At 73.4% G+C, this 19,246-nt stretch carries 14 protein-coding genes and 1 tRNA gene; 7 read left to right on the forward strand and 8 right to left on the reverse strand.

Translation table 11 applies throughout. The features are described from left to right. Position 1: 1 nt before the first annotated feature. Positions 2-1,240 carry an outer membrane lipoprotein carrier protein LolA gene (locus ACIRRH_RS03580; protein ID WP_403061182.1) on the reverse strand — a complete coding sequence of 413 codons (1,239 nt, stop codon included), beginning with the start codon at positions 1,238-1,240 and terminating at the stop codon, positions 2-4. Positions 1,241-1,422: 182 nt separating this feature from the next. On the opposite strand from ACIRRH_RS03580, the gene ACIRRH_RS03585 reads away from it, so the two are divergent. Next, on the forward strand, positions 1,423-4,041 hold the full coding sequence (locus ACIRRH_RS03585; protein ID WP_403061185.1) for a bifunctional FO biosynthesis protein CofGH: 2,619 nt from the start codon (positions 1,423-1,425) through the stop codon (positions 4,039-4,041). A gap of 163 nt (positions 4,042-4,204) precedes the next feature. Continuing rightward, positions 4,205-5,320 (forward strand): ADP-ribosylglycohydrolase family protein, encoded by a 1,116-nt coding sequence (locus ACIRRH_RS03590; RefSeq protein WP_403061188.1) that lies wholly within the window; start codon positions 4,205-4,207, stop codon positions 5,318-5,320. Positions 5,321-5,424: 104 nt separating this feature from the next. Here the strand turns inward: ACIRRH_RS03590 and ACIRRH_RS03595 are convergent, their stop codons facing one another. The 3 genes from ACIRRH_RS03595 to ACIRRH_RS03605 form a co-directional block, all read right to left on the reverse strand. After that, on the reverse strand, positions 5,425-5,640 hold the full coding sequence (locus ACIRRH_RS03595) for a DUF397 domain-containing protein (RefSeq protein WP_403061191.1): 216 nt from the start codon (positions 5,638-5,640) through the stop codon (positions 5,425-5,427). Then, a complete protein-coding gene (locus ACIRRH_RS03600) occupies positions 5,637-6,500 on the reverse strand; it encodes a helix-turn-helix transcriptional regulator (protein ID WP_403061194.1) in 864 nt (287 codons plus the stop codon). The genes ACIRRH_RS03595 and ACIRRH_RS03600 overlap by 4 nt, the downstream gene beginning before the upstream one ends. Positions 6,501-7,100: 600 nt before the next feature. Further along, a complete protein-coding gene (locus ACIRRH_RS03605) occupies positions 7,101-7,841 on the reverse strand; it encodes a GPP34 family phosphoprotein (protein ID WP_403061197.1) in 741 nt (246 codons plus the stop codon). 298 nt (positions 7,842-8,139) lie between these two features. Between ACIRRH_RS03605 and ACIRRH_RS03610 the strand changes: the two genes are divergently transcribed. Further along, a complete protein-coding gene (locus tag ACIRRH_RS03610) occupies positions 8,140-10,575 on the forward strand; it encodes a hypothetical protein (protein ID WP_403061199.1) in 2,436 nt (811 codons plus the stop codon). A 140-nt stretch (positions 10,576-10,715) separates the two neighbouring features. On the opposite strand, the gene ACIRRH_RS03615 is transcribed toward ACIRRH_RS03610, so the two are convergent. Further along, complete coding sequence (locus ACIRRH_RS03615) at positions 10,716-12,254, reverse strand: glycosyltransferase family 39 protein (RefSeq protein ID WP_403061202.1); 1,539 nt, start codon at positions 12,252-12,254, stop codon at positions 10,716-10,718. Positions 12,255-12,496: 242 nt separating this feature from the next. On the opposite strand from ACIRRH_RS03615, the gene ACIRRH_RS03620 reads away from it, so the two are divergent. Both ACIRRH_RS03620 and ACIRRH_RS03625 read left to right on the forward strand, forming a co-directional pair. Further along, positions 12,497-12,569 (forward strand) — tRNA-Arg (locus ACIRRH_RS03620). A gap of 264 nt (positions 12,570-12,833) precedes the next feature. Further along, entirely contained in the window at positions 12,834-15,302 is a 2,469-nt protein-coding gene (locus tag ACIRRH_RS03625; protein WP_403061205.1) for an FtsX-like permease family protein, read from the forward strand. A gap of 42 nt (positions 15,303-15,344) precedes the next feature. On the opposite strand, the gene ACIRRH_RS03630 is transcribed toward ACIRRH_RS03625, so the two are convergent. Together ACIRRH_RS03630 and ACIRRH_RS03635 are read right to left on the reverse strand one after the other, a co-directional pair. Next, complete coding sequence (locus ACIRRH_RS03630) at positions 15,345-15,713, reverse strand: nitrilase-related carbon-nitrogen hydrolase (protein ID WP_403062390.1); 369 nt, start codon at positions 15,711-15,713, stop codon at positions 15,345-15,347. Further along, a complete protein-coding gene (locus ACIRRH_RS03635; RefSeq protein WP_403061207.1) occupies positions 15,691-16,542 on the reverse strand; it encodes a phosphatase PAP2 family protein in 852 nt (283 codons plus the stop codon). The genes ACIRRH_RS03630 and ACIRRH_RS03635 overlap by 23 nt, the downstream gene beginning before the upstream one ends. A 423-nt stretch (positions 16,543-16,965) precedes the next feature. Between ACIRRH_RS03635 and ACIRRH_RS03640 the strand changes: the two genes are divergently transcribed. Together ACIRRH_RS03640 and ACIRRH_RS03645 are read left to right on the forward strand one after the other, a co-directional pair. Then, positions 16,966-17,937, forward strand: a complete 972-nt coding sequence (locus ACIRRH_RS03640; RefSeq protein WP_224281973.1) for a sigma-70 family RNA polymerase sigma factor — start codon at positions 16,966-16,968, stop codon at positions 17,935-17,937. A gap of 149 nt (positions 17,938-18,086) precedes the next feature. Next, positions 18,087-18,308 carry a hypothetical protein gene (locus ACIRRH_RS03645; RefSeq protein WP_403061210.1) on the forward strand — a complete coding sequence of 74 codons (222 nt, stop codon included), beginning with the start codon at positions 18,087-18,089 and terminating at the stop codon, positions 18,306-18,308. Positions 18,309-18,341: 33 nt separating this feature from the next. On the opposite strand, the gene mscL is transcribed toward ACIRRH_RS03645, so the two are convergent. Continuing rightward, positions 18,342-18,761: a large conductance mechanosensitive channel protein MscL gene (gene mscL / locus ACIRRH_RS03650; protein ID WP_403061213.1), complete on the reverse strand. Its 420-nt coding sequence runs from the start codon at positions 18,759-18,761 to the stop codon at positions 18,342-18,344. Between the last annotated feature and the right edge of the window lie 485 nt (positions 18,762-19,246).

Consider the following 19,246-nt stretch of genomic DNA (forward strand, 5'->3'; position numbering starts at 1 on the left):
GTCAGTTCACCCCAGCGGCGTGCTGGAGGACCGGCAGGGTCACCGCGCCGGCCAGGACCCGGCCGTCGTCGGTCAGCAGGACGTTGAGCACCTTGGTGCTCACCAGGGTGCCGCCGTCGACCGGCTTGCCGAGCGACTTCACCATGGCCTGCGGGTTCAGCGACTGCGCCGCCTTGTCCCCGTGGCCGCCGTGCTTGCCGCCCTTGGCGTCGCCCTTCGGCGCCGCGTCCACCGCGCTGGGCAGCCGGGTGGAGACGACCGTCGTCCAGCCCTCGCCGATCACGTTGACGCCCCCGGGCGCCCCGGTGCCCCGGTGCTCCCGGGCCTCGCCCGGCGCGCCCTTGGCCGCGCCGTCCGCCTTCTGCTCCGTCACCTTGGCGCCCGCGGGGGCGGTGAAGTCGAAGGTCTTGTCGGCCGGCTTGGCGAAGGAGACCTGGGTGAAGCGGACGTTCAGCACGGTGCTGCCGTCGACGGACTTCACCGCCACCGACAGCGGCACCCCGTTGTCGGCGGCCACCGCGATCCGGACCTCGGCGAGGGTCGAACCGGACTGGGTGGGCTTCACGCTCAGCTGGTAGGCGTTCTGCCCCGCCACCTTGGCCGTCTCCGCGACGGTCACCGAGGTGGTGCCGGCGCTCTCGGCCAGGAACTGCTTGGCGGCCTCCTGCGGGGTGGTCGGCAGCTCGGACAGCGGCGCCTTGGCGTGCTGCTCGCCGGCGGCCCGCCCGGTCATGTGCACCGCGGTGTTGGACGAGCTGTCCCAGGCCCAGGCCTGGTCACCGTTGCGGACCAGGCTGTAGCCGGCCATCTTCTCCAGCACGTCCACCCGCTGGCGGTCCGGGCCGTCCACCGCGATCCGCAGCGTCTGGTCCCCACCGAGCAGGCCGAGCAGCTTGGACTTCGGGTCCGCGGCGGAGCCCTGGCTGTCGCCGCCGTGCCCGCCGACCGCCCCGCCGGCCGCGCCCAGCAGCTGGCCGGGCACACCGAGGTCGGTGCTGATCGAGACCGTCCCGGACAGCGCCTGCGTCTCGGAGCCGAGCACCTTGGCGACCAGTTGCTCCGCCGTCAGCGCCGGCAGGTCGGGCGCGCCGTCGGCAGCCAGCGCCGGGACCAGCCCCACCCCGGCGGCGATCACCGCGACCACCGCCACCGGCACCCCGGCGCGCATCAGGACGCGTCGCCGGGAGCGGTACGGCACGCCGCCGTCCAGATCGTCCCCCGCCGCCTTCTCATTGGTCATGGCGTCCTCAACTCCTCCGCGTCCGCGTGTGTTTGCTCCTGCTCCTCCATTAGAGGCCGCCGCGCCGCCGCCGTCATCGCCCTGTGGGGGCAGATCGGGGTGGCCTTCTTGGGTACACCGACCCTGAGACGGCCTCAGGGTTGGATCCACCCTGGGTCCCATCGCTGGCGTAGGGTCGCGCCATGGACGGAACCGCCACGGACGCCAGCACCCCGCCGACCGCGAACGCGATGCGCCGCGCCCTGCGCCGCGCCCGGGACGGCGTCGCCCTCGACGTGACCGAGGCCGCCGTGCTGCTCCAGGCCAGAGGCGAGGACCTGCTCGACCTCTGTTCCAGTGCCGCGCGGGTCCGGGACGCCGGCCTCGAAGCGGCCGGCCGCCCCGGCGTCATCACCTACTCCAAGAGCGTCTTCATCCCGCTCACCCGGCTCTGCCGCGACAAGTGCCACTACTGCACGTTCGCCACCGTCCCCGGCAGGCTCCGCCGGGCTCGGGCCACGGTGGGGGCACCTCCCGGGCGAAGCCTGGGGGCGTACATGTCCCCGGACGAGGTGCTGGAGGTGGCCCGCCGGGGCGCCGAACTCGGCTGCAAGGAAGCCCTGATCACGCTCGGCGACAAGCCCGAGGACCGTTGGCCCGAGGCCCGCGAGTGGCTGGACGCGCACGGCTACGACGACACCATCGCCTACGTGCGCGCCATGTCGATCCGCATCCTGGAGGAGACCGGCCTGCTGCCGCACCTCAACCCCGGGGTGCTGAGCTGGACGGACTTCCAGCGGCTCAAGCCGGTCTCCGCCTCCATGGGCATGATGCTGGAGACCACCGCCACCCGGCTGTGGAGCGAGCCCGGCGGGCCGCACTTCGGCTCCCCGGACAAGGAGCCCGCCGTCCGGCTGCGGGTGCTGGAGGACGCCGGGCGCAGCTCCGTCCCGTTCACCAGCGGCCTGCTGATCGGCATCGGCGAGACGTACCGGGAGCGCGCCGAGTCGCTGTTCGCGCTGCGCAAGGTCTCCCGCGCCTACCACGGCGTCCAGGAGCTGATCCTGCAGAACTTCCGGGCCAAGCCGGACACCGCGATGCGCGGCATGCCGGACGCCGAACTGGACGAGCTGGTGGCCACGGTGGCGGTGGCCCGGCACCTGATGGGCCCGGCCGCCTGCCTCCAGGCCCCGCCGAACCTGGTGGACGGCGAGTACGAGCGGCTGATCGCGGCCGGCATCGACGACTGGGGCGGGGTCTCCCCGCTCACCCCGGACCACGTCAACCCCGAGCGCCCGTGGCCGCAGATCGAGCAGCTGGCCGAGCGCTCGGCGGCGGCCGGCTTCGCACTGCGCGAGCGCCTCGCGGTCTACCCCGAGTACGTGCGCCGCGGCGAGCCCTGGCTGGACCCGCGGGTGCTGCCGCACGTGCGCGCCCTGGCCGACCCGGCCACCGGCCTGGCCGACCCGGACGCGGTCGTCCGCGGCCTGCCCTGGCAGGAGCCCGAGGACCTGCCGGAGTCGTACGGGCGCACCGACCTGCACGCCACCATCGACACCGAGGGCCGCACCGGCGACCGCCGGGCCGACTTCGAGGACGTGTACGGCGACTGGGAGGTGCTGCGCGAGCAGGTGCTCGCGAAGGGCGCCCCCGAGCGGCTGGCCGGGGACCTCCGGGAGGCCCTGGCGGTGGCCGCGGACGACCCGACGAGGCTGACCGACGACCAGGCGCTGGCCCTGTTCCACGCGGACGGTCCGGCCCTGGACGCGCTGTGCCGGATCGCCGACTCGGTGCGCCGGGACGCCGTCGGGGACGACGTCACCTACTGCGTCACCCGGAACATCAACTTCACCAACGTCTGCTACACCGGCTGCCGCTTCTGCGCCTTCGCCCAGCGCCGCACCGACGCGGACGCCTACACCCTCTCCCTGGAGCAGGTCGCCGACCGGGCCGCGCAGGCCTGGGAGGTGGGCGCCACCGAGGTCTGCATGCAGGGCGGCATCCACCCGGACCTGCCCGGCACCGCCTACTTCGACATCGCCCGCGCGGTGAAGGAGCGGGTGCCCGGCATCCACGTGCACGCCTTCTCGCCGATGGAGGTGGTCAACGGCGCGACCCGCACCGGGCTGTCGGTCCGGGACTGGCTGCAGCGGGCCAAGGAGTCCGGCCTGGACACCATCCCGGGCACGGCCGCCGAGATCCTGGACGACGAGGTCCGCTGGGTGCTCACCAAGGGCAAGCTGCCGGCCGCCACCTGGGTCGAGGTGGTCACCACCGCGCACGAGCTGGGCATCCGCTCCTCGTCCACGATGATGTACGGGCACGTGGACACCCCGGAGCACTGGCTGGGCCACCTGCGGCTGCTCGCGGAGATCCAGCAGCGGACGGGCGGTTTCACCGAGTTCGTGACCCTGCCGTTCATCCACACCAACGCCCCGGTCTACCTGGCCGGCATCGCCAGGCCCGGCCCGAGCGCCCGGGACAACCGCGCGGTGGTCGCGATGGCCCGGCTGCTGCTGCACCCGCACATCCCCAACATCCAGACCAGCTGGGTCAAGCTGGGCGCCGAGGGCGCGGCCGAGATGCTCCGCTCGGGGGCCAACGACCTCGGCGGCACGCTGATGGAGGAGACCATCTCGCGGATGGCGGGCTCGGCGTACGGGAGTCACAAGTCGGTGCGCGACCTCCAGGCGATCGCCGGGGCGGCGGGGCGCCCGCACCGCCAGCGCACCACCACGTACGGCGAGGTGCCGGCCGAGCGGCAGGCCGCGGCGCTGGCCTCGGACGGGCACCTGCCGGAGCTGCTGCCGGTGCTGGACTGATCCCGGGCGGCTTCCCGGCCGCCGCCCGTACGGCGGCCGGGACGGGGCACCGAAGTCGGAGGGACGACGTCGATTCGATCGGCTCTTCGAATACAGTGCGAGGGCGCGCGCCCGGCCGAGCGTCGCGCGGACCCCCACACCCGAGGAAAGGCGCCCCGTCGTGATGCCACTGTGGTCACGCGCCCAGCAGCAGGACTACCGCAGCCGGGTGCGGGGCTGTCTGCTCGGCGGTGCCATCGGCGACGCGCTCGGTGCCGGCGTCGAGTTCGAGTCGCTGGAGAAGATCCGGGCCCAGCACGGCCCGCAGGGCGTCACCGGCTACGTCCCCGCCTACGGGCGCACCGGCGCCGTCACCGACGACACCCAGCTCAGCCTCTTCACCGTCGACGGGCTGATCCGCGCGCACATCCGGCGCGACAGCGGTAGCTGGCACCCGCCCACCGACCTGCACCTGGCCTACCTGCGCTGGGCCGCCACCCAGCGCGACTGGGGCCCGGACGAGCGCCGCCCCGACCTCGGCTGGCTCGGCCGCGAGGAGTGGCTGTACGCCCAGCGCGCCCCCGGCCAGGGCTGCCTGTCCGGCCTCAGCGGGGCCGACGCCGGGCGGCTCGGCACCCTGGAGGCCCCCAAGAACCCGCACTCCAAGGGCTGCGGCACCGTGGTGCGGGCAGCGCCCTTCGGGCTGCTCACCACCTGGGAGCCGGGCCTGGTGTTCCAGCTCGCGGTGGAGTGCTCGGTGCTCACCCACGGCCACCCCACCGGCTACCTCGCGGCGGGCGCGCTCGCGGTGATCGTCCAGTCCGTCGCCCGCGGCGGCACCCTGGAGGAGGGCGTCCACCTCGCGCTCGCCCTGCTCTCCGAACGGCAGGCGCACGAGGAGACCACCGCCGCGCTGCGGGCGGCCCTGGACGCGGTGCGGGCCGGCGAGCCGTCCGCAGACCGGGTCGAGGCGCTGGGGGAGGGCTGGGTGGCCGAGGAGGCGCTGGCGATCGCGGTCTACAGCGCCCTGGTCGCGCACGACGTGCGCTCGGGCCTGCTGCTCGCGGTCAACCACTCCGGTGACAGCGACTCCACCGGCGCGATCTGCGGCAACCTGCTCGGGGCCCTGCACGGGGACACCGCGCTGCCGCCGGGCCTGCTGGCCGGGCTCGAAGGGCGCGGGGCGATCCTCGAACTCGCCGACGACTTCGTGCTGGAGCTGGTGCACGGTGCCGAACTGCACGACCGGCAGACCCCGGAGGGCGCCAACTGGACCGCCCGCTACCCGGTGGTGAGCTGAGACCGGGGGCCTGACACGGAAGTTGCCCGTAGCGCCGACCGCCGCCGACGGGCGACGGCACCGCTACGGGCAACTGGTCCGAGTGCGGAACCGCGTGGGGTGGGTCAGCCGGGGAGCTCGCCGAAGGCGCCGCCCGCCGCCGCCGAGGCGAAGGCGTTCCAGGCCTCGGCCGAGAAGCGCAGTTGCGGGCCCCGGGGGTCCTTGGAGTCCCGGACGGCCACCTCCCCCGCGCCTGGGACGGCGATCTCCACGCAGGCGCCTTGGCCCCCGCTGTGACTGCTCTTGCGCCAACGGGTTCCGTACTCGGACGGGGTGATCATTCGTGGAATTCCTTCTCGATGTCGGCTATCAGCGACCGGCTCTCCGCGACACCGAGTGCGGCCGCTCTCAGGTAGTCGTACAGACCGGTATAGCGGCGCACGTCCGCCTCCTTCTCCAGGTACAGATCGCTCGTCACACCTTCGAAGTAGACAACCGTGGAATCGGCTGACTCGGGGAACTCCAGCAGCGAGAATGTCCCGGTCATGCCGGGATGGGCGCCGTGCGAGAACGGGATCACCTGGATGGTGATGTTCGGGCGCTGGCTGAGCTCCATCATCTGCTGCAGCTGCTGGGCCATCACCGCCTTGCTGCCGACCTCGCGGCGCAGCACCGCCTCGTCTATGACGGTCCACAGGCTGCCCAGCCGGTTCTCGCCGTGGACACGCTCCTGGCGCTTCATCCGGACCTGGACCCGGCGCTGCACGGCGACCGCGTCGGTGTCCGGCTGGGTGCCCTCGACCACGGCCTGGGCGTAGTGCTCGGTCTGCAGCAGGCCGGGGACGAAGGAGGACTCGTACGCGCGGATCGAGGAGGCCTCGGCCTCCAGCCCGATGTAGACGCTGTACGGGGTCGGCATGTCGTTGAAGTCGTGCCACCAGCCGCGCTGGCGCGACTCCTTGGCCATCTCCATCAGGCTGGCGCGCAACTTGTCGTCGGGCACGTTGTACACGTCGCAGAGGTCGCGTACGTCGCGCTGGCTGATGCTGCGGCGGCCGTTCTCCAGCCGGCTGATCTTCGACTGGGAGACCATCAGCCGGCCGGCGACCTCCTCGGCCGTCATACCCAGGCCCTCGCGGAGCTTGCGCAGCTCCGAACCGAGGCGCCGGCGGCGCACGGTGGGATTGACGTTGGCGGACACTTCGACCTCCGGCCGGACCTCTGGTGCTCGTTGGAACGGCAGTCCTCGGAACACTTCGGACATTGGGACCAACCCCCCTGACTTGGAGCAGCATGTCACCTTGGGCCAGGTCGGCGCCGGGGAATCACAGCAGCGCGGTAGAACAGATCATCGGAAAAGCACTTCCGCGAGACAGCGAAAGCCCCCAGGTGGTAATGCGGCTCGGCGACTCGGACAGGTGCTGCGGCGGCCGTCCCCGGACCGGCCCGCACGTGCCCCCGGCACCTGCGGGGCGGGCCGCTGCCGGGTGTCCGGGGACGGCAGAGGGGCGGTCGCCGGGCGACTCGCGTCGCGGGGCGACCGCCCCTCGGTACTGCTGGTGGTGCCGGTGCTGCTGATGGTGCGTCCGGCGCATCCGGTGCTCGTCGTGCTTCCTGGTGCCGGTGGCACCGGCCGTGCGTCGGGTCGCTCGGCGCCGTCGGGCAGCGTGAGCGGGGCGGCGTGCGCCGTCGGTGGCGCGGCCGGTGGCGTCGGGCGCCGTGGTGGCTGCCCGCCCGGCCGTGCGGACCGTTCAGGCCCCGGCGGTCCTCCGGGCTTCCCCGGCCGTCCTGGCCTCCCCGGTCAGCGGACGCCGACCCGGGAGGCGGGGACCCGTCCGCCCGAACCCCGGCCCGCCGTACGGGCGCCGGGACGGCCGGCAGCGGCCCCGGAACCCTGGGAAGAACGGTTCTGCTGCGCCGGCAGGCCGTTCTGCACGTCCATCACGGCGTGCGCGACCATCCCGCCCAGCGGGTCGTACCGGATCAGGTCGCGCAGCCGCGACCGCGAGGAGCGGCCCTCGTTGCCCGGGTACAGGTGCTTGCCCAGCCCGACCGAGTGGGCGAGCGCCGCCAGCGCGGCCGTCCGCGGGTCCGGTGGAACACCGGTGCGGATCGCGGTGTCCAGCCGTTGCTTGATCGCGGCGTTGGTGCAGTCGTCGGACGCCTGGTACCGGGTCGTCGGCAGCACCCCGCACATCTGGCCCGGCACGGCCGTGACCATGCCGCAGCGCTCCAGGTGCGCCAGATAGGTCTGCCGCAGCCCCAGCCGGGGCCCGCCGATCCAGTGCGCCGCGCGGACCGGACTGCCGCGACGGCGCAGCAGTTCCAGTGCGTGGTCAAGGGTCGGGTCGCCGGTCGGCCGTGCGAGCACGACGGCGATCCGGTCTCCCTCCGGTACGATCCGTCCGGCCAGGGACAGCTCGACGAGCTGCGCCCCGGCGAGTCCGAGGTCGAGGGTCTGCGGCTGCGCCGTGGTACCCGTGGTCGGGTCCAAAGCGAGCAGCAAGAGTTCCTCGGGAACAGTTCTGCGGCTCTTGCCCATCCAAGCCTCCCCGCGTGGATGAGAGACAGGGTGACGCCTCTCACACGGGCTTGTCGAGTACGCCTCCGAATCGTGACCTTGCGGTGAAGGCACGGAACCGGTGGCGGCAGGCCTTGCGTCTGACCGGTGAACAGACCGCGGTGTGGCCGGGCGACGACAATAAGCGCCGGTCGGGCGGGGTGTGCGCGGTCGGAACGGCCGCCGGTGGCGGAGACTGTACAGGTACACGGGGCGGGGCGTCGGCTTCCCGAAATCGGGTTCGCCGGTGCCCCGCCGGGCGTTGAGGAGGCTGGGATACGTGGGCGAGTCCCCCGACAGGGTGCTGAGGGACGGCGAGGGGCGGCAGCGGGACCGCGAACGCGAACGGACCGGTCCGGCGGCCGGCGGTGCCGAGCCGGCCGAGGGCGGCTCCGGGCCGACGGCCGACGGGGCGTCAGCCGTCGCCGAGGCGACCGCCGAGGCCTCCTCCGGCACCTCGCCTGACACCTCGTCCGACACCTCCTCGGGCAGCCCCGAGGAGCCCTCCGGCGAGGCGGCCCCGGAGGCGTCCGCCGACGCTCCGGCGGCAGCGCCCAAGGGCGGCTCGACCGTGCAGCTCCGCGTCCGGGATGTGGACAGCAGGACGACGATGCTGCGGCTGCCGGTGGACAACAAGACCACCGCGCTGCGGCTGCCCGAGGAGCTGGTGAAGGCTGCCGACACCGGGAGTTCCGGAGGTGAGGGCGAGAAGAAGGAGTCCTCGCCGGAAACCGCAGAGGTGGCCGGGCCCGCCGGGCGTCCGGTCGCCGCCGACCCGCGTCTCGCCATGCGGACGGGCGTCGCGGTGGCGGCGAAGGCCGGGGAGAAGGCGGGGGAGAAGGCCGCCGGACCGGCCGGGGAGACCGGCTCCGAGGGCGGCTCCGAGTCGGCGGCCGCACCGGCCGGGAAGGCGACCGACGCAGCGGCTGATGAGGCCGACCAGGCCGACGAGGCCGATGGGACGGAGCAGGCCGAGAAGGTCGAGAAGGCCGAGGCCGGGAAGGCCGGGAAGGCCGGGAAGGCCGGGAAGGCCGAAGACGCCGGGACCGGGGACGACCCGGAGGCCAACGGCGACGCCGGGGACACCGGCGCCGAGGACGCTCCCGCCAACGGCGACGTGACCCTCGCGCTGACCAAGACCGGGCAGCCTGGTCAGCAGTCGGGTCAGGCCGAGAGGCTGGAGAAGCCCGCGTCGCTGCGCGCCCCCGTGGCCGGCACCGTTCCCCCGGCTGGCACCGTGCCGGAGCCGAAGCCCGAGCCGCGTCCGGAGCCCAGGCCCGTCCCCGAGCCCGAGCCGACCCCCGGTCCGGCGCCGCTGCCGAAGCCGACTCCGGTGCCCGCCCCCGTGCCGCCCCCGAAGCCGCTGCCGGAGCCCGACCCGCAGCCGGTGCCGCCGGTGCCGCCGCTGCCCGCGCCGGAGCCGCTGCCGTCGCCGGAGAACACCGCCGAGGCGATGGAGGTCCTGGCCTCCCTCAACGCCCGCCCGGTCTCGCCGCTGCGGCGCGCCCTCAAGCGGGTGACCATCTGGACGGTCTTCCTCGCCGTGGTGCTCGGCGTGCTCGTGGTGGCCCAGCTGCTGCGCCCGCTGCCGGACCCCAAGCTGAGGACGACCGCCGCGAGCGGCTACAGCTTCTCCGGTGACGCGCTCGACCTCGCCTGGCCGGCCAAGGGCCAGTCCGCCGCCGAAGTGGTCGGCGTCGGCAGCCTGGGCAGTTCGGGCCCGGAGACGCCGGCCTCGATCGCCAGCGTCACCAAGGTGATGAACGCCTACCTGATCCTCCAGAAGTACCCGCTGAAGAAGGGGGAGAGCGGCCCGAAGATCACCGTCGACAAGCAGGCCGCGCAGGAGTCCGGCAACGTCGACGAGTCCAAGGTGACGCTCACCGAGGGCCAGGTGCTCACCGAGTACCAGGCGCTGGAACTGCTGATGCTGCCGTCGGCCAACAACGTGGCCCGGCTGCTCGCCCGCTTCCACTCCGGCTCCGAGGCCGAATTCGTCAAGGCGATGAACGACACCGCGGCCAAGTTCGGCATGGCCAACACCATCTACGCCGACCCGGCGGGCTACAACCCGGACACCAAGTCCACCGCCAAGGACCAGCTGAAGCTGGCCGAGCAGGTCATGCAGGACGAGATCTTCCGGCAGATCGTCTCCACCCCGGAGACCAACTTCAACAACGCGAAGATCCTCAACACCAACAACCTGATCAACCCGAAGACCGGCGTCATCGGCGTCAAGACCGGCTCCAGCACCCCGGCCGGCGGCTGCCTGATGTGGGCCGCGTACAAGGAGATCGGCGGCGTGCGGCGGCTGATCCTCGGCGTCACCCTGGGCCAGCCGCCCACCTCGTCCAACCCCGGCGACGGCATCCTGCCGACCGTGCTGAAGGTCAGCGGCAAGCAGATCCAGGCCGCGCAGAACGGCCTGACCAGCCAGACCGTGGTGAAGAAGGGCGACGTCGTCGGCTCGGTGGACGACGGGCTCGGCGGCAAGGTCACGGTCGTCGCGACCAAGGACCTGGTGGTGGCGGGCTTCCCCGGCATCTCCGGCACGGTCACCCTGGACACGTCGAAGATCGGCCACACGGAGCAGGCCGGCAAGGAGGTCGGCGTGCTGCGGGTGGGCACGGGTGAGGACAAGGTGGAGGTCCCGGTCGCCCTCCAGTCGGACCTGAACCCGCCGTCCATCCAGTCCCGGCTGCTGCGCACGCTGTGAGCCGCTGAGCCGCTGAGCCGCTGAGCCGCTGAGCACGCCGAGGCGTCGAACGCAGGAAGAAGGGGAGCCGGTCCGCACCGGCTCCCCTTCTTCTTTCCGGCATGTCCGTCTTCCCCCGGCCGGGTCCGTGTCCCCCGGCCCTAGGCGTTCGGGTCGAGCAGCGCGAGCGTGAGCCCGCCGAGCGGCGTCACCCGGTCCGGTTCGCCGTACTGGCTGCGGAGCACCTGCGCCTGGTCCGTCGGCATCGAGCCCAGCGGGTCCTCGGTGTCGCCGAGGACCACCAGCCAGATCCGGGACACCCCGCCCAGGCAGTCCTCCGGCCGCGGGCAGGGCGTCGGCGAGAGCTCCTCGGCGTCGTCGGCGCTCTGCGCGACGAAGACCGGACGGGGGCGCACGTCCGAGGGCAGGTAGTAGCTGACGCCCGGCCAGGCCATCGCCCAGGACTGGTCGCCCAGCGGGGCCGCCATCCCGTCCCCGGAGCGGTAGCCGGCCGAGATCTCCCGGGCCGCCGCCTTGAACGGCTCCTCCGAGCCGTTGTGCGAACCCACGTACCGCAGCGCGGGCTGCTCCGGCAGCGTCGCCACGGCCGGTACCGCGAGCAGCCCGACCGTCAGCAGCCCGGCCACCGCGACGGTCCCCCGGGGCGCCCGGCCGCGCCGTCGGGCCAGGGCCGTCACCGTGCCGTACACCGCCCCGGCGCCGCCGCCGGCCAGCACCGCCCAGGCGGGCACCGTGAACAGCAGGTACCGGTCGAGGAAGTACGAGGTGTCGCTCAGACGGGACACCAGCCAGACGCTCACCACCGGCAGCTCCGCGAGCAGCAGCACCTGCCAGGCCTGGATCCGCCGGCCGGGCAGCGCCAGTGCCGACAGCACCAGCGGGACGAAGGCGTAGAACACGAGGTCCGAGCCGAACAGGTGCTCGCCGAAGGAGGCGAGGCCGCGCGTGGAGGGGACTGCGATCCAGCCCAGCTGCCGATCCGACTGCCGGCTGCCCAGCAGCACCACCGGCAGCACCGGCAGCGCCGCCACCACGACCGCCAGCGGGTACTGCCACAGCAGCCGCCGGTCCGTCTCCGCACGGGTGCGCCACAGGTGCAGCGCCAGGAGCCCCACCTGCCCGGCGACCGTGCTGAAGGAGATCAGGTGCCCGGCGCCGGCCAGTGCCATGGCCACGCAGTACGGCGCCCAGCGCCGCCAGGTCGGCCGCTCCAGCGCCCTCAGCAGGAAGTACGAGGCCGCCGCGATCGCGCAGGTCACCAGCGCGTAGGAGCGCGCCTCCTGGGCGTACCGGGAGATCTCCGGGGGCACCGCGAGCAGCAGGCCGGCGGCGACCGCCGCCACCCGGCTGCCGAACAGCCGCTCGGCGGTGAGCGCCACGAGCGCCGCCGCCCCGGCCATCGCCAGCACGGAGGGTATGCGCAGGGAGACCGTCGAGTCGCCGAACACCGCCGTCCAGCCGTGCATCAGCAGGTAGTACGCGCCGTTGCTGGCGTCGATGTGCTGGAGCAGCCGCAGCAGGTCGCCCAGCGAGCGGGTGGCGACCGTCCAGGTCGCGATCTCGTCCCGCCACAGGTCCGGAGTCCCCAGCCGGTATCCACCCACCGCCAGCATGGCCACCGCGGGCCACACCCACACCTGCCCCAACAGCCGGCCCACCGGGTGCACAGCAGGTCTCATCAGGTCCTTCGCCTCCTCAGCGCGACGTGCCGGGACGAATCCCACCCTGCCCGGCAGGCTACTGGACCCGCCTGATGCCCAGTCGGCCGCCCACGGCCCCTCCGTCGCCGTGAGACGCGCCCCGCGGACCCAGCCGTGCCCGCGACATCGGCGCCCTTGATCCGGCAGGATCCACAGGACGCGCCCCCGAGCCCCACCCCTGATCCGGTACGCTGTGAACGGCCTGGTAGCACCCGGGCCGCGCCTCAGTAGCTCAGGGGATAGAGCACGGCTCTCCTAAAGCCGGTGTCGCAGGTTCGATTCCTGTCTGGGGCACGACGAACACGCAGGTCGCAGGCCCTCCGCCCACTCGGGCCGGAGGGCCTGCGGCATTCCCGGGGCCGCCCGCTGCCCTCCCGTGGGACCGGGGTCAGGGGCGGCGTACCTCTCCGGGAGGAGGAGGCGGAGGGCGGCCGTCCACCTGCGGAGTGATCATGAAACAGACCTCGTGCTGACGGGGCGTGGTCACTCCGCTCCTAGGCTCGATGAGACCCCTGCCGGAGCACCGTTCCCGGTCAGGGCGGGACGAGCCGGGGAACCATGACGACGTACCGATACACCGTGGCCGAGCTGCGCGGCCAGCTGCGCCAACTGCTCCTGAGCGGCGCCGCCATCGCGCTGGGGGTGGCCTTCCTGATCGCCTCCGTCAGCGGCAGCGGGGCGCTGGTGGACTCCTACAGCCAGACCGCGGCCGCCGAGGTCGGCCCCGGCGACATCCAGGTGACCAGGAAGGCCGCGGCCGGCGGGCTGGACGCGGCTGCCGCGGAGCGGGTGCGGCAGACCGCCGGGGTGGCCGCGGTGGCTCCACGGCTGACCGGCAAGGGCGGCGTGCTGACCGCCGACGGGCGTCCGCTCGACCGGACCGCCGCGGTCAGCGCCGTCGCCGAGGACCCGGCGCTGCGCTGGCAGCTGCTCAAGGACGGCCGCTGGCCCGCCGGCCCCGGCGAGGTGCTGCTCGACACCGGGACCGCGCACCGGCTGGACGCCACCGTGGGCGCCGAGGTGCACCTGACCCGGGCCGACGGCACCGCCGCCACCGCCCGGCTGGTGGGCACCCTGGACGAGCGGGGCGCACCGAGCCTCGCCGGAGTCCCGATCATCGGCGTCCCGGCGAGTGCGGTCGCCGGCTACGCGACCGGCGTCACCACCGACCGGCTCGACGTCAGGGTCGCCCCCGACGCCTCCCGGACCCGGACCGTCGAGGACCTGCGCGCCGCCCTCGGCACCGACACCGAGGTGCACACCCGCGAGGCCTCCGTCACCGAGGTGACCCGGCAGAGCGGCACCATGTACGGCGTGGTGCTGATCGCCGCACTCTCCTTCGTCCTGATCGCGCTCGCGGTGGCGCGGATGGTGGTCGGCAACACCTTCACCGTGGTGCTCGCCCAGCGGACCCGCCAGCTCGCCCTGCTGCGCTGCGTGGGCGCCGACCGGCAGCAGCTGCGCCAACTGATCCGCCGCCAGGGGCTGCTGCTCGGGGTGGGCGCCTCGGCGGCGGGCGTGCTGCTGGGCGTCGCCCTCGGCGCGCTCGGCACCGCCGTGGTCGGCGGGCTCGACCTCGGGCCGGTGCACCTGTCGCTGATGCCGTCCCCGCTGACCTGCCTGCTGGCCGGGCTGTTCGGCGTGCTGCTGACCCTGCTGGCCGTCCGCGGCCCGGCCAAGGCCGCCGCGGCCGTGCCGCCGATCGCCGCGCTCGGCGGCACCCCCGCGCCGGCCGGCGGGGCGGCCAGGGTGCGGGCCGCGGTGTGGACCGGCGGGCTGCTGCTCGCGGGCACGGCGCTGCTGGTGGCCGGTGCGCTGACCCCGCCGCCGCTGTCGCTGCTCGCCGTCACCGTCGGTGCCATCGCCAACTTCTTCGGGGTGCTGCGGCTCTCCCACCGGGTGCTGCCCGCGGTCGTCGCCGTGCTGGGCCGGCCCGCCCGCAAGCTCGGCGGTACGGCCGGGCGGCTCGCCACCCAGCAGCTGCGGCTCAACCCGGGCCGCACCGGGGCCACCGGCTCGGCGCTGTTGCTCGGCGTGACCGTGATGGTCGGCGCGGTCACCGCGCTGGACATCACCTCACAGTCGCTGGTGCCCGTGGTCTCCGCGCGCCAGCCGGGGGTCTTCTCGGCGACCGTCACCGGCGGCGGCGCCCTGCCCACCGGTGCGCTGGGTGCGCTCGGCGCCGAGCACGGGCTGACCGTCACCCCGGTCCGCTCGGCCACCGTCGACCTCGACGGCCGGCCCACGGTGGTCGCCGCCGTGGACCCCACCCGGCTCAACTCCTCGGCGGACGACGTGGACCGGGCCCGCGCGCTCACCGAGGGTGCCGCACTGAGCATGCTCGGCGAGACCGGGGTGCGGCGGGCCGGCGGCGTCGAGCTGCGGCTCCAACCCGGCCGCAGCAGCCTGCCGTTCACCCTGCAGAGCGGCGCCACCGTGCTGGTGACGCCCGCGACCCTGGACCGCCTCGCCCCCGGTGCGCCCGTCACCACGGCCTGGATCAGCCCGGCCGCGGGCGACGACCGGCCGACCGCCCGTCGCGCCCTGGACCGGGCCCTCGCCGACCACCCGCAGGTGACCGTCGCCGACACGGCCGCCCAGGCGGACACCCTGCGCTCCCTGCTGGACCGGCTGAAGACCGTCAGCATGGCTCTGCTGTCCTTCTCCGTCGCCATCGCCGGCCTCGGCGTCGCAGCCACCCTGATGCTCAGCATCAGCGAACGCTCCCGCGAGATCGGCATGCTGCGCGCGATCGGGATGTCGCGCGAGCAGCTGCGCCGGATGCTCACCCTGGAGGCGCTGCTGCTCTCCCTGGCCGGCGCGCTGGTCGGGACCGGCCTGGGCGCCGCCTACGGCTGGGCGGCCGCCCGCTCGGTCACCTCGACGGTGGGCACGGTCGGCACTCCGCCGGTCCTGCCGGTGCTGGCCGCCCTGGGTCTGACTGTCCTGGTCGGCCTGGCTGCTGCGGTGCTGCCGGCCCGCCGGGTCGGGCGGATGAGCGCGGTGGCCGCGATGCGGGCTGCCTGACCGCAATCGCGGCCGGTGCGTCGGGAGCCGGCAGCCAGGGGCTCAGGCCAGGGTGAGCCGGGCCCGGGGCGCGGGCGGCCGGCCGGTGGCGAGGGCGAGGTCGGCGAGGAGGGGCTCGGTCTCGCGGGTGGTGCGCAGGACGGCCAGGTCGAGGTCGACGACGACGAGTTCGCGCCGGTCCTCGCTCGCCTCGGCGATCAGTCGGCCGTCCGGGCCCCAGACCGCGCTGCCGCCGCAGGCGTGCCGGCCGCCGGTGTGGCCGGTGTGGTTGGCGAGCACCGTGTGGAGGGTGTTGTCGAGCGCGCGGGCCGGGAACCAGGTGACGGGTGTCGGACATGGCCGCCACGCCGGCGGGGCGGCCCGCAGCGGTCGCTGGGGTGACGGACTCTCAGCGGACGGTCTCGTCGGGATGGTCGACGGGGCCGCCCGCGGCCTCCTCCGTCCGCGCGCCGTCCGGCCCGTCCTCGTCCAGCGGGGAGGCGGTGTGCGTGGACCGCTCGGCGGACACGACGACCCGCTGCACCCGGGGCCTGGTGCGCCAGTTGACCCGCCGTACGTCCCGGGCCAGCGCGCCGGGGCGCCAGACCTGGATCACCGCGGTCACGGCACCGAGCACGATTCCGGCGGCCAGCCAGCCGGCCAGCACGTCGCTGGGCCAGTGCACCCCGAGCGCGACCCGGGTCCAGCCGATGGTCAGCACCGTTGCCGCCGCCACCACGCAGGCGGCGGTCCGGCCGCGCCGGTGGACCCGGTACCAGAGCAGGCCGACCAGGACGGCGCAGGTGATCGCCGAGGTCATGGCGTGCCCGGAGGGGAAGGCCGGGCCGCCGGCGTGCGAGACCGGATCGGTGAAGGAGGGGCGGCTGCGGTCGAAGGCCAGTTTCAGCGCCCACTGGGCGCCCCAGCCGATCAGGGCCTGGGCGGCCACCCAGCCGGCCAGCACGCGGGCGCCGATCAACCAGAGCCACCCGGCCGCGATCCCGAGCAGCGTACGCATCGTGACGGTGCCGCCGATGTCGGAGAGCGTCTGCACCGAGGCGGTCCAGATCCGGTGCTCCCGGGCATAGGTGTGCAGTTCGCCGATCCACTCCTGGTCGAAGCGGACCAGCGGGCGCCACTGGCCGGTGACCAGAGCCGCCAGGAGGCCGAACAGCGCGGCACAGCCCAGCGCGAGCGCGGCGTCCCGAAGGAGACTCCGGTTACGCGCAGCGAGGCGGGTCGTGCTGTTGGTCAGGTGCATGGCTGACACCTTCCCAGTGTCCAGTGCCGAGCAAGAGCCGGAGTGATAGCGATTCGGCATCGTTTGTGAGGAGGACCTGCGTGCGCCGGGGTGTGGCGCGGGCGGAAAACGGAGCGCGCGGGGAACGTCGGCGGCCGTTCGCGGGTTCAACGGGTGAGCGGCGGTCGCGTGTAGGGCGAGTGAAGAAATCACTCCCGGAACGGTCACCCGGTGGCACGGGAAGTGCTCGGCCGATCACTGATTGTCCAGAACCGGCGTGAAAATCGGCAGGATACTGCATCGCCGGGAAGAATCTGAGGGACTTGGGAATGTTGTCCGGATTCTGTTCGTTGGATCGTTACGTGTGAGGCCCCAGGGGCCCGCACTTCTTGCCCTCACGAGGCAGGCAGGCAGACCTCGGCAACACCAGCAAAGGGAGCAAGCATGGCCACCCGTGCCGTCGTTCGCGACAGGGCCGACCGGAGTCGCGCGGCCCGCCCGACCAACCTCGAGGCCGACCGCGACCTGGTCGGCATGTACCTCGACGAGATCGCCAGGACACCCCTGCTCGATGCCGCCGAGGAGGTCGAGCTCTCACTGCGGATCGAGGCCGGCGTGTACGCCCAGCACCTGCTGGAGGAGGGCGAACTCCCCGACGGCGTCACGCGTGAGGAGCTGGAGGCGATAGCCGCCGACGCCGAGCGTGCCAAGGACGTCTTCATCCGCTCCAACCTCCGGCTCGTGGTCGCCGTCGCCCGTCGCTACCCGCGCAGCGGCCTGCCGCTGCTGGACCTCATCCAGGAGGGCAACGCGGGCTTGGTGCGCGCCGTCGAGAAGTTCGACTACGCCAAGGGCTTCAAGTTCTCCACCTACGCGACGTGGTGGATCCGGCAGGCGATCACCCGGTCCATCGCCGACCAGTCCCGCACCATCCGGCTGCCCGTGCACCTGGTGGAGGAGCTGGGGCGGATCCGGCGGGTGCAGCGGGAGAAGTCCAAGGAGCTGGGCCGCGAGGCGGAGCCGGCCGAGATCGCGGCCGAGCTGGACACCACCGAGGCCCGGATCAAGGACGTGCTGGACTGGGCGCGAGACCCGGTCAGCCTCAACATGTCGGTCGACGACGAGGGCGAGACCCAGTTCGGTGACCTCGTCGAGGACACCGGGGCCACGTCCCCCGAGGACGCCGTGATGGTCATGCTCCGCCGCGAGGAACTGGACGACCTGATCGGGCGGTTGGACGACCGCACCGCCTCGATCATCCGCTCCCGCTACGGGATGGAGGACGGCCGCGAGCGCACCCTCACCGAGGTGGGCAAGCAGCACGGCCTCACCCGCGAGCGGATCCGCCAGATCGAGAAGCACGCGCTGGCCGAGCTGAAGAAGATCGCCGACCACGCGGGCTTCGAGGCCGCCTGAGAGTCCGCCCGAGAGTCCGTTTGACGGACCACCCGGCCCACTGGCCGAGCCTCACCCGGGCCCTGGCGCGGAGCACTCCGCACCGGGGCCCGAGGCGTGCCACGGGGCTCTTAGGCTGGAGGGAAGGGACGAGCGAGGGAGTGGACAGCGTGAACGATCAGGGACAGGAAAAGGACCGGGAGCAGGACCAGGGCCAGGAGTCGCGGAAGGCCGCGGCGGCCAAGGCCCGACTGGTCTTCCGGGACCCGATGGACCAGCAGTCCAGGGACGACACCGATGCCGGCTGGGGCGACCGCCCCGGGGCCGGCGGCAGTGGTGGGCGGGGGCTGGACTGGTACCTGAGCCAGCGCCCGCCGCACCACGGGGGCTGAGGAACGGGGAGCGGGGCGAACGGCGCCTGCCGGTCAGCGAAGCGGCGTGACCAGCGCGTCGCGGATCTCGGTCAGCAGTTGGACCTCCTTGAGCTCGGCCTCCGCCGCCTCCTCGGCGACGGTCTTGCGGTGGGCCGCCAGCTTGTTCATGGGCACGATCAGAACGAAGTAGACGACCGCCGCGGTGATCAGGAACTGGAGCGCGGCGCTGAGCACCGATCCCCACAGGATGAGGATTCCGGACGTGACCTCACCGGTCGGGCTCACCTCGCAGGGCCCCTTGAGGCAGGAACTGTAGGACGAGAGGTCCTTCGTCCCGAAGACGCCGACGAGCGGATTGATCACACCCTTGACGAAGGCGTTGACGATGTTGGTGAAAGCCGCCCCGATGACCACGGCCACGGCGAGTTCGACGACATTTCCACGCAGCAGGAATTCCTTGAAGCCCTTCATGCCGCCTCGAACGACGAAGCCTTCTCCCGGTTACGGGTGATCTTCCGCAGGCCCGGACTGACAACCCGTCCGGCCCAGTACACCTCCCTGGGGCGGCGGCAGCCCGGCCCGCGCGGGCCCCAGCGCCAGTGCCGCCGCCACCGCGAGCAGCACCAGCACGGGCACCCCGGCCCGCCGCCGCACCGCACTGCGCCAGCGGTGCCACCTGCCGCACCCGCGCCGGATCGGCGGGAAGCTCGGAAGCTCCTGCCGGGGTGGCACGGCGGGTGCGGGCAGTGGAAGAGGCAGGGGCAGGGAGAAGCTCGTGGTCGTCATCGACGCACCTCCGGAGTGTCGGCGGGCCCGCCTCTCGCGGACCGGATGCCCACACGATGAGCGTTTCCGGCGAACTCGGAAAGTCCTTTCCCCAGGCCTGTGGAAAACCCGCCCCTGTGGATAACTTCGTTCACCCGCACGAGTCAGTCGGACCCGTCCGAGGTGACGGG

The sequence above is a fragment of the Kitasatospora sp. NPDC101235 genome (assembly GCF_044767505.1).
Lineage (GTDB): Bacteria > Actinomycetota > Actinomycetes > Streptomycetales > Streptomycetaceae > Kitasatospora.

Bases quoted from the DNA above. Each gene is read 5' to 3' on its own strand.
- ACIRRH_RS03605 (WP_403061197.1), bottom strand. From the start codon at position 7,841: ATGGGCAAGAGCCGCAGAACTGTTCCCGAGGAACTCTTGCTGCTCGCT.
- ACIRRH_RS03595 (WP_403061191.1), bottom strand. From the start codon at position 5,640: ATGATCACCCCGTCCGAGTACGGAACCCGTTGGCGCAAGAGCAGTCAC.
- ACIRRH_RS03580 (WP_403061182.1), bottom strand. From the start codon at position 1,240: ATGACCAATGAGAAGGCGGCGGGGGACGATCTGGACGGCGGCGTGCCG.
- ACIRRH_RS03625 (WP_403061205.1), top strand. From the start codon at position 12,834: ATGACGACGTACCGATACACCGTGGCCGAGCTGCGCGGCCAGCTGCGC.
- ACIRRH_RS03585 (WP_403061185.1), top strand. From the start codon at position 1,423: ATGGACGGAACCGCCACGGACGCCAGCACCCCGCCGACCGCGAACGCG.
- ACIRRH_RS03615 (WP_403061202.1), bottom strand. From the start codon at position 12,254: ATGAGACCTGCTGTGCACCCGGTGGGCCGGCTGTTGGGGCAGGTGTGG.
- ACIRRH_RS03635 (WP_403061207.1), bottom strand. From the start codon at position 16,542: ATGCACCTGACCAACAGCACGACCCGCCTCGCTGCGCGTAACCGGAGT.
- ACIRRH_RS03640 (WP_224281973.1), top strand. From the start codon at position 16,966: ATGGCCACCCGTGCCGTCGTTCGCGACAGGGCCGACCGGAGTCGCGCG.
- ACIRRH_RS03590 (WP_403061188.1), top strand. From the start codon at position 4,205: ATGCCACTGTGGTCACGCGCCCAGCAGCAGGACTACCGCAGCCGGGTG.
- mscL (WP_403061213.1), bottom strand. From the start codon at position 18,761: ATGAAGGGCTTCAAGGAATTCCTGCTGCGTGGAAATGTCGTCGAACTC.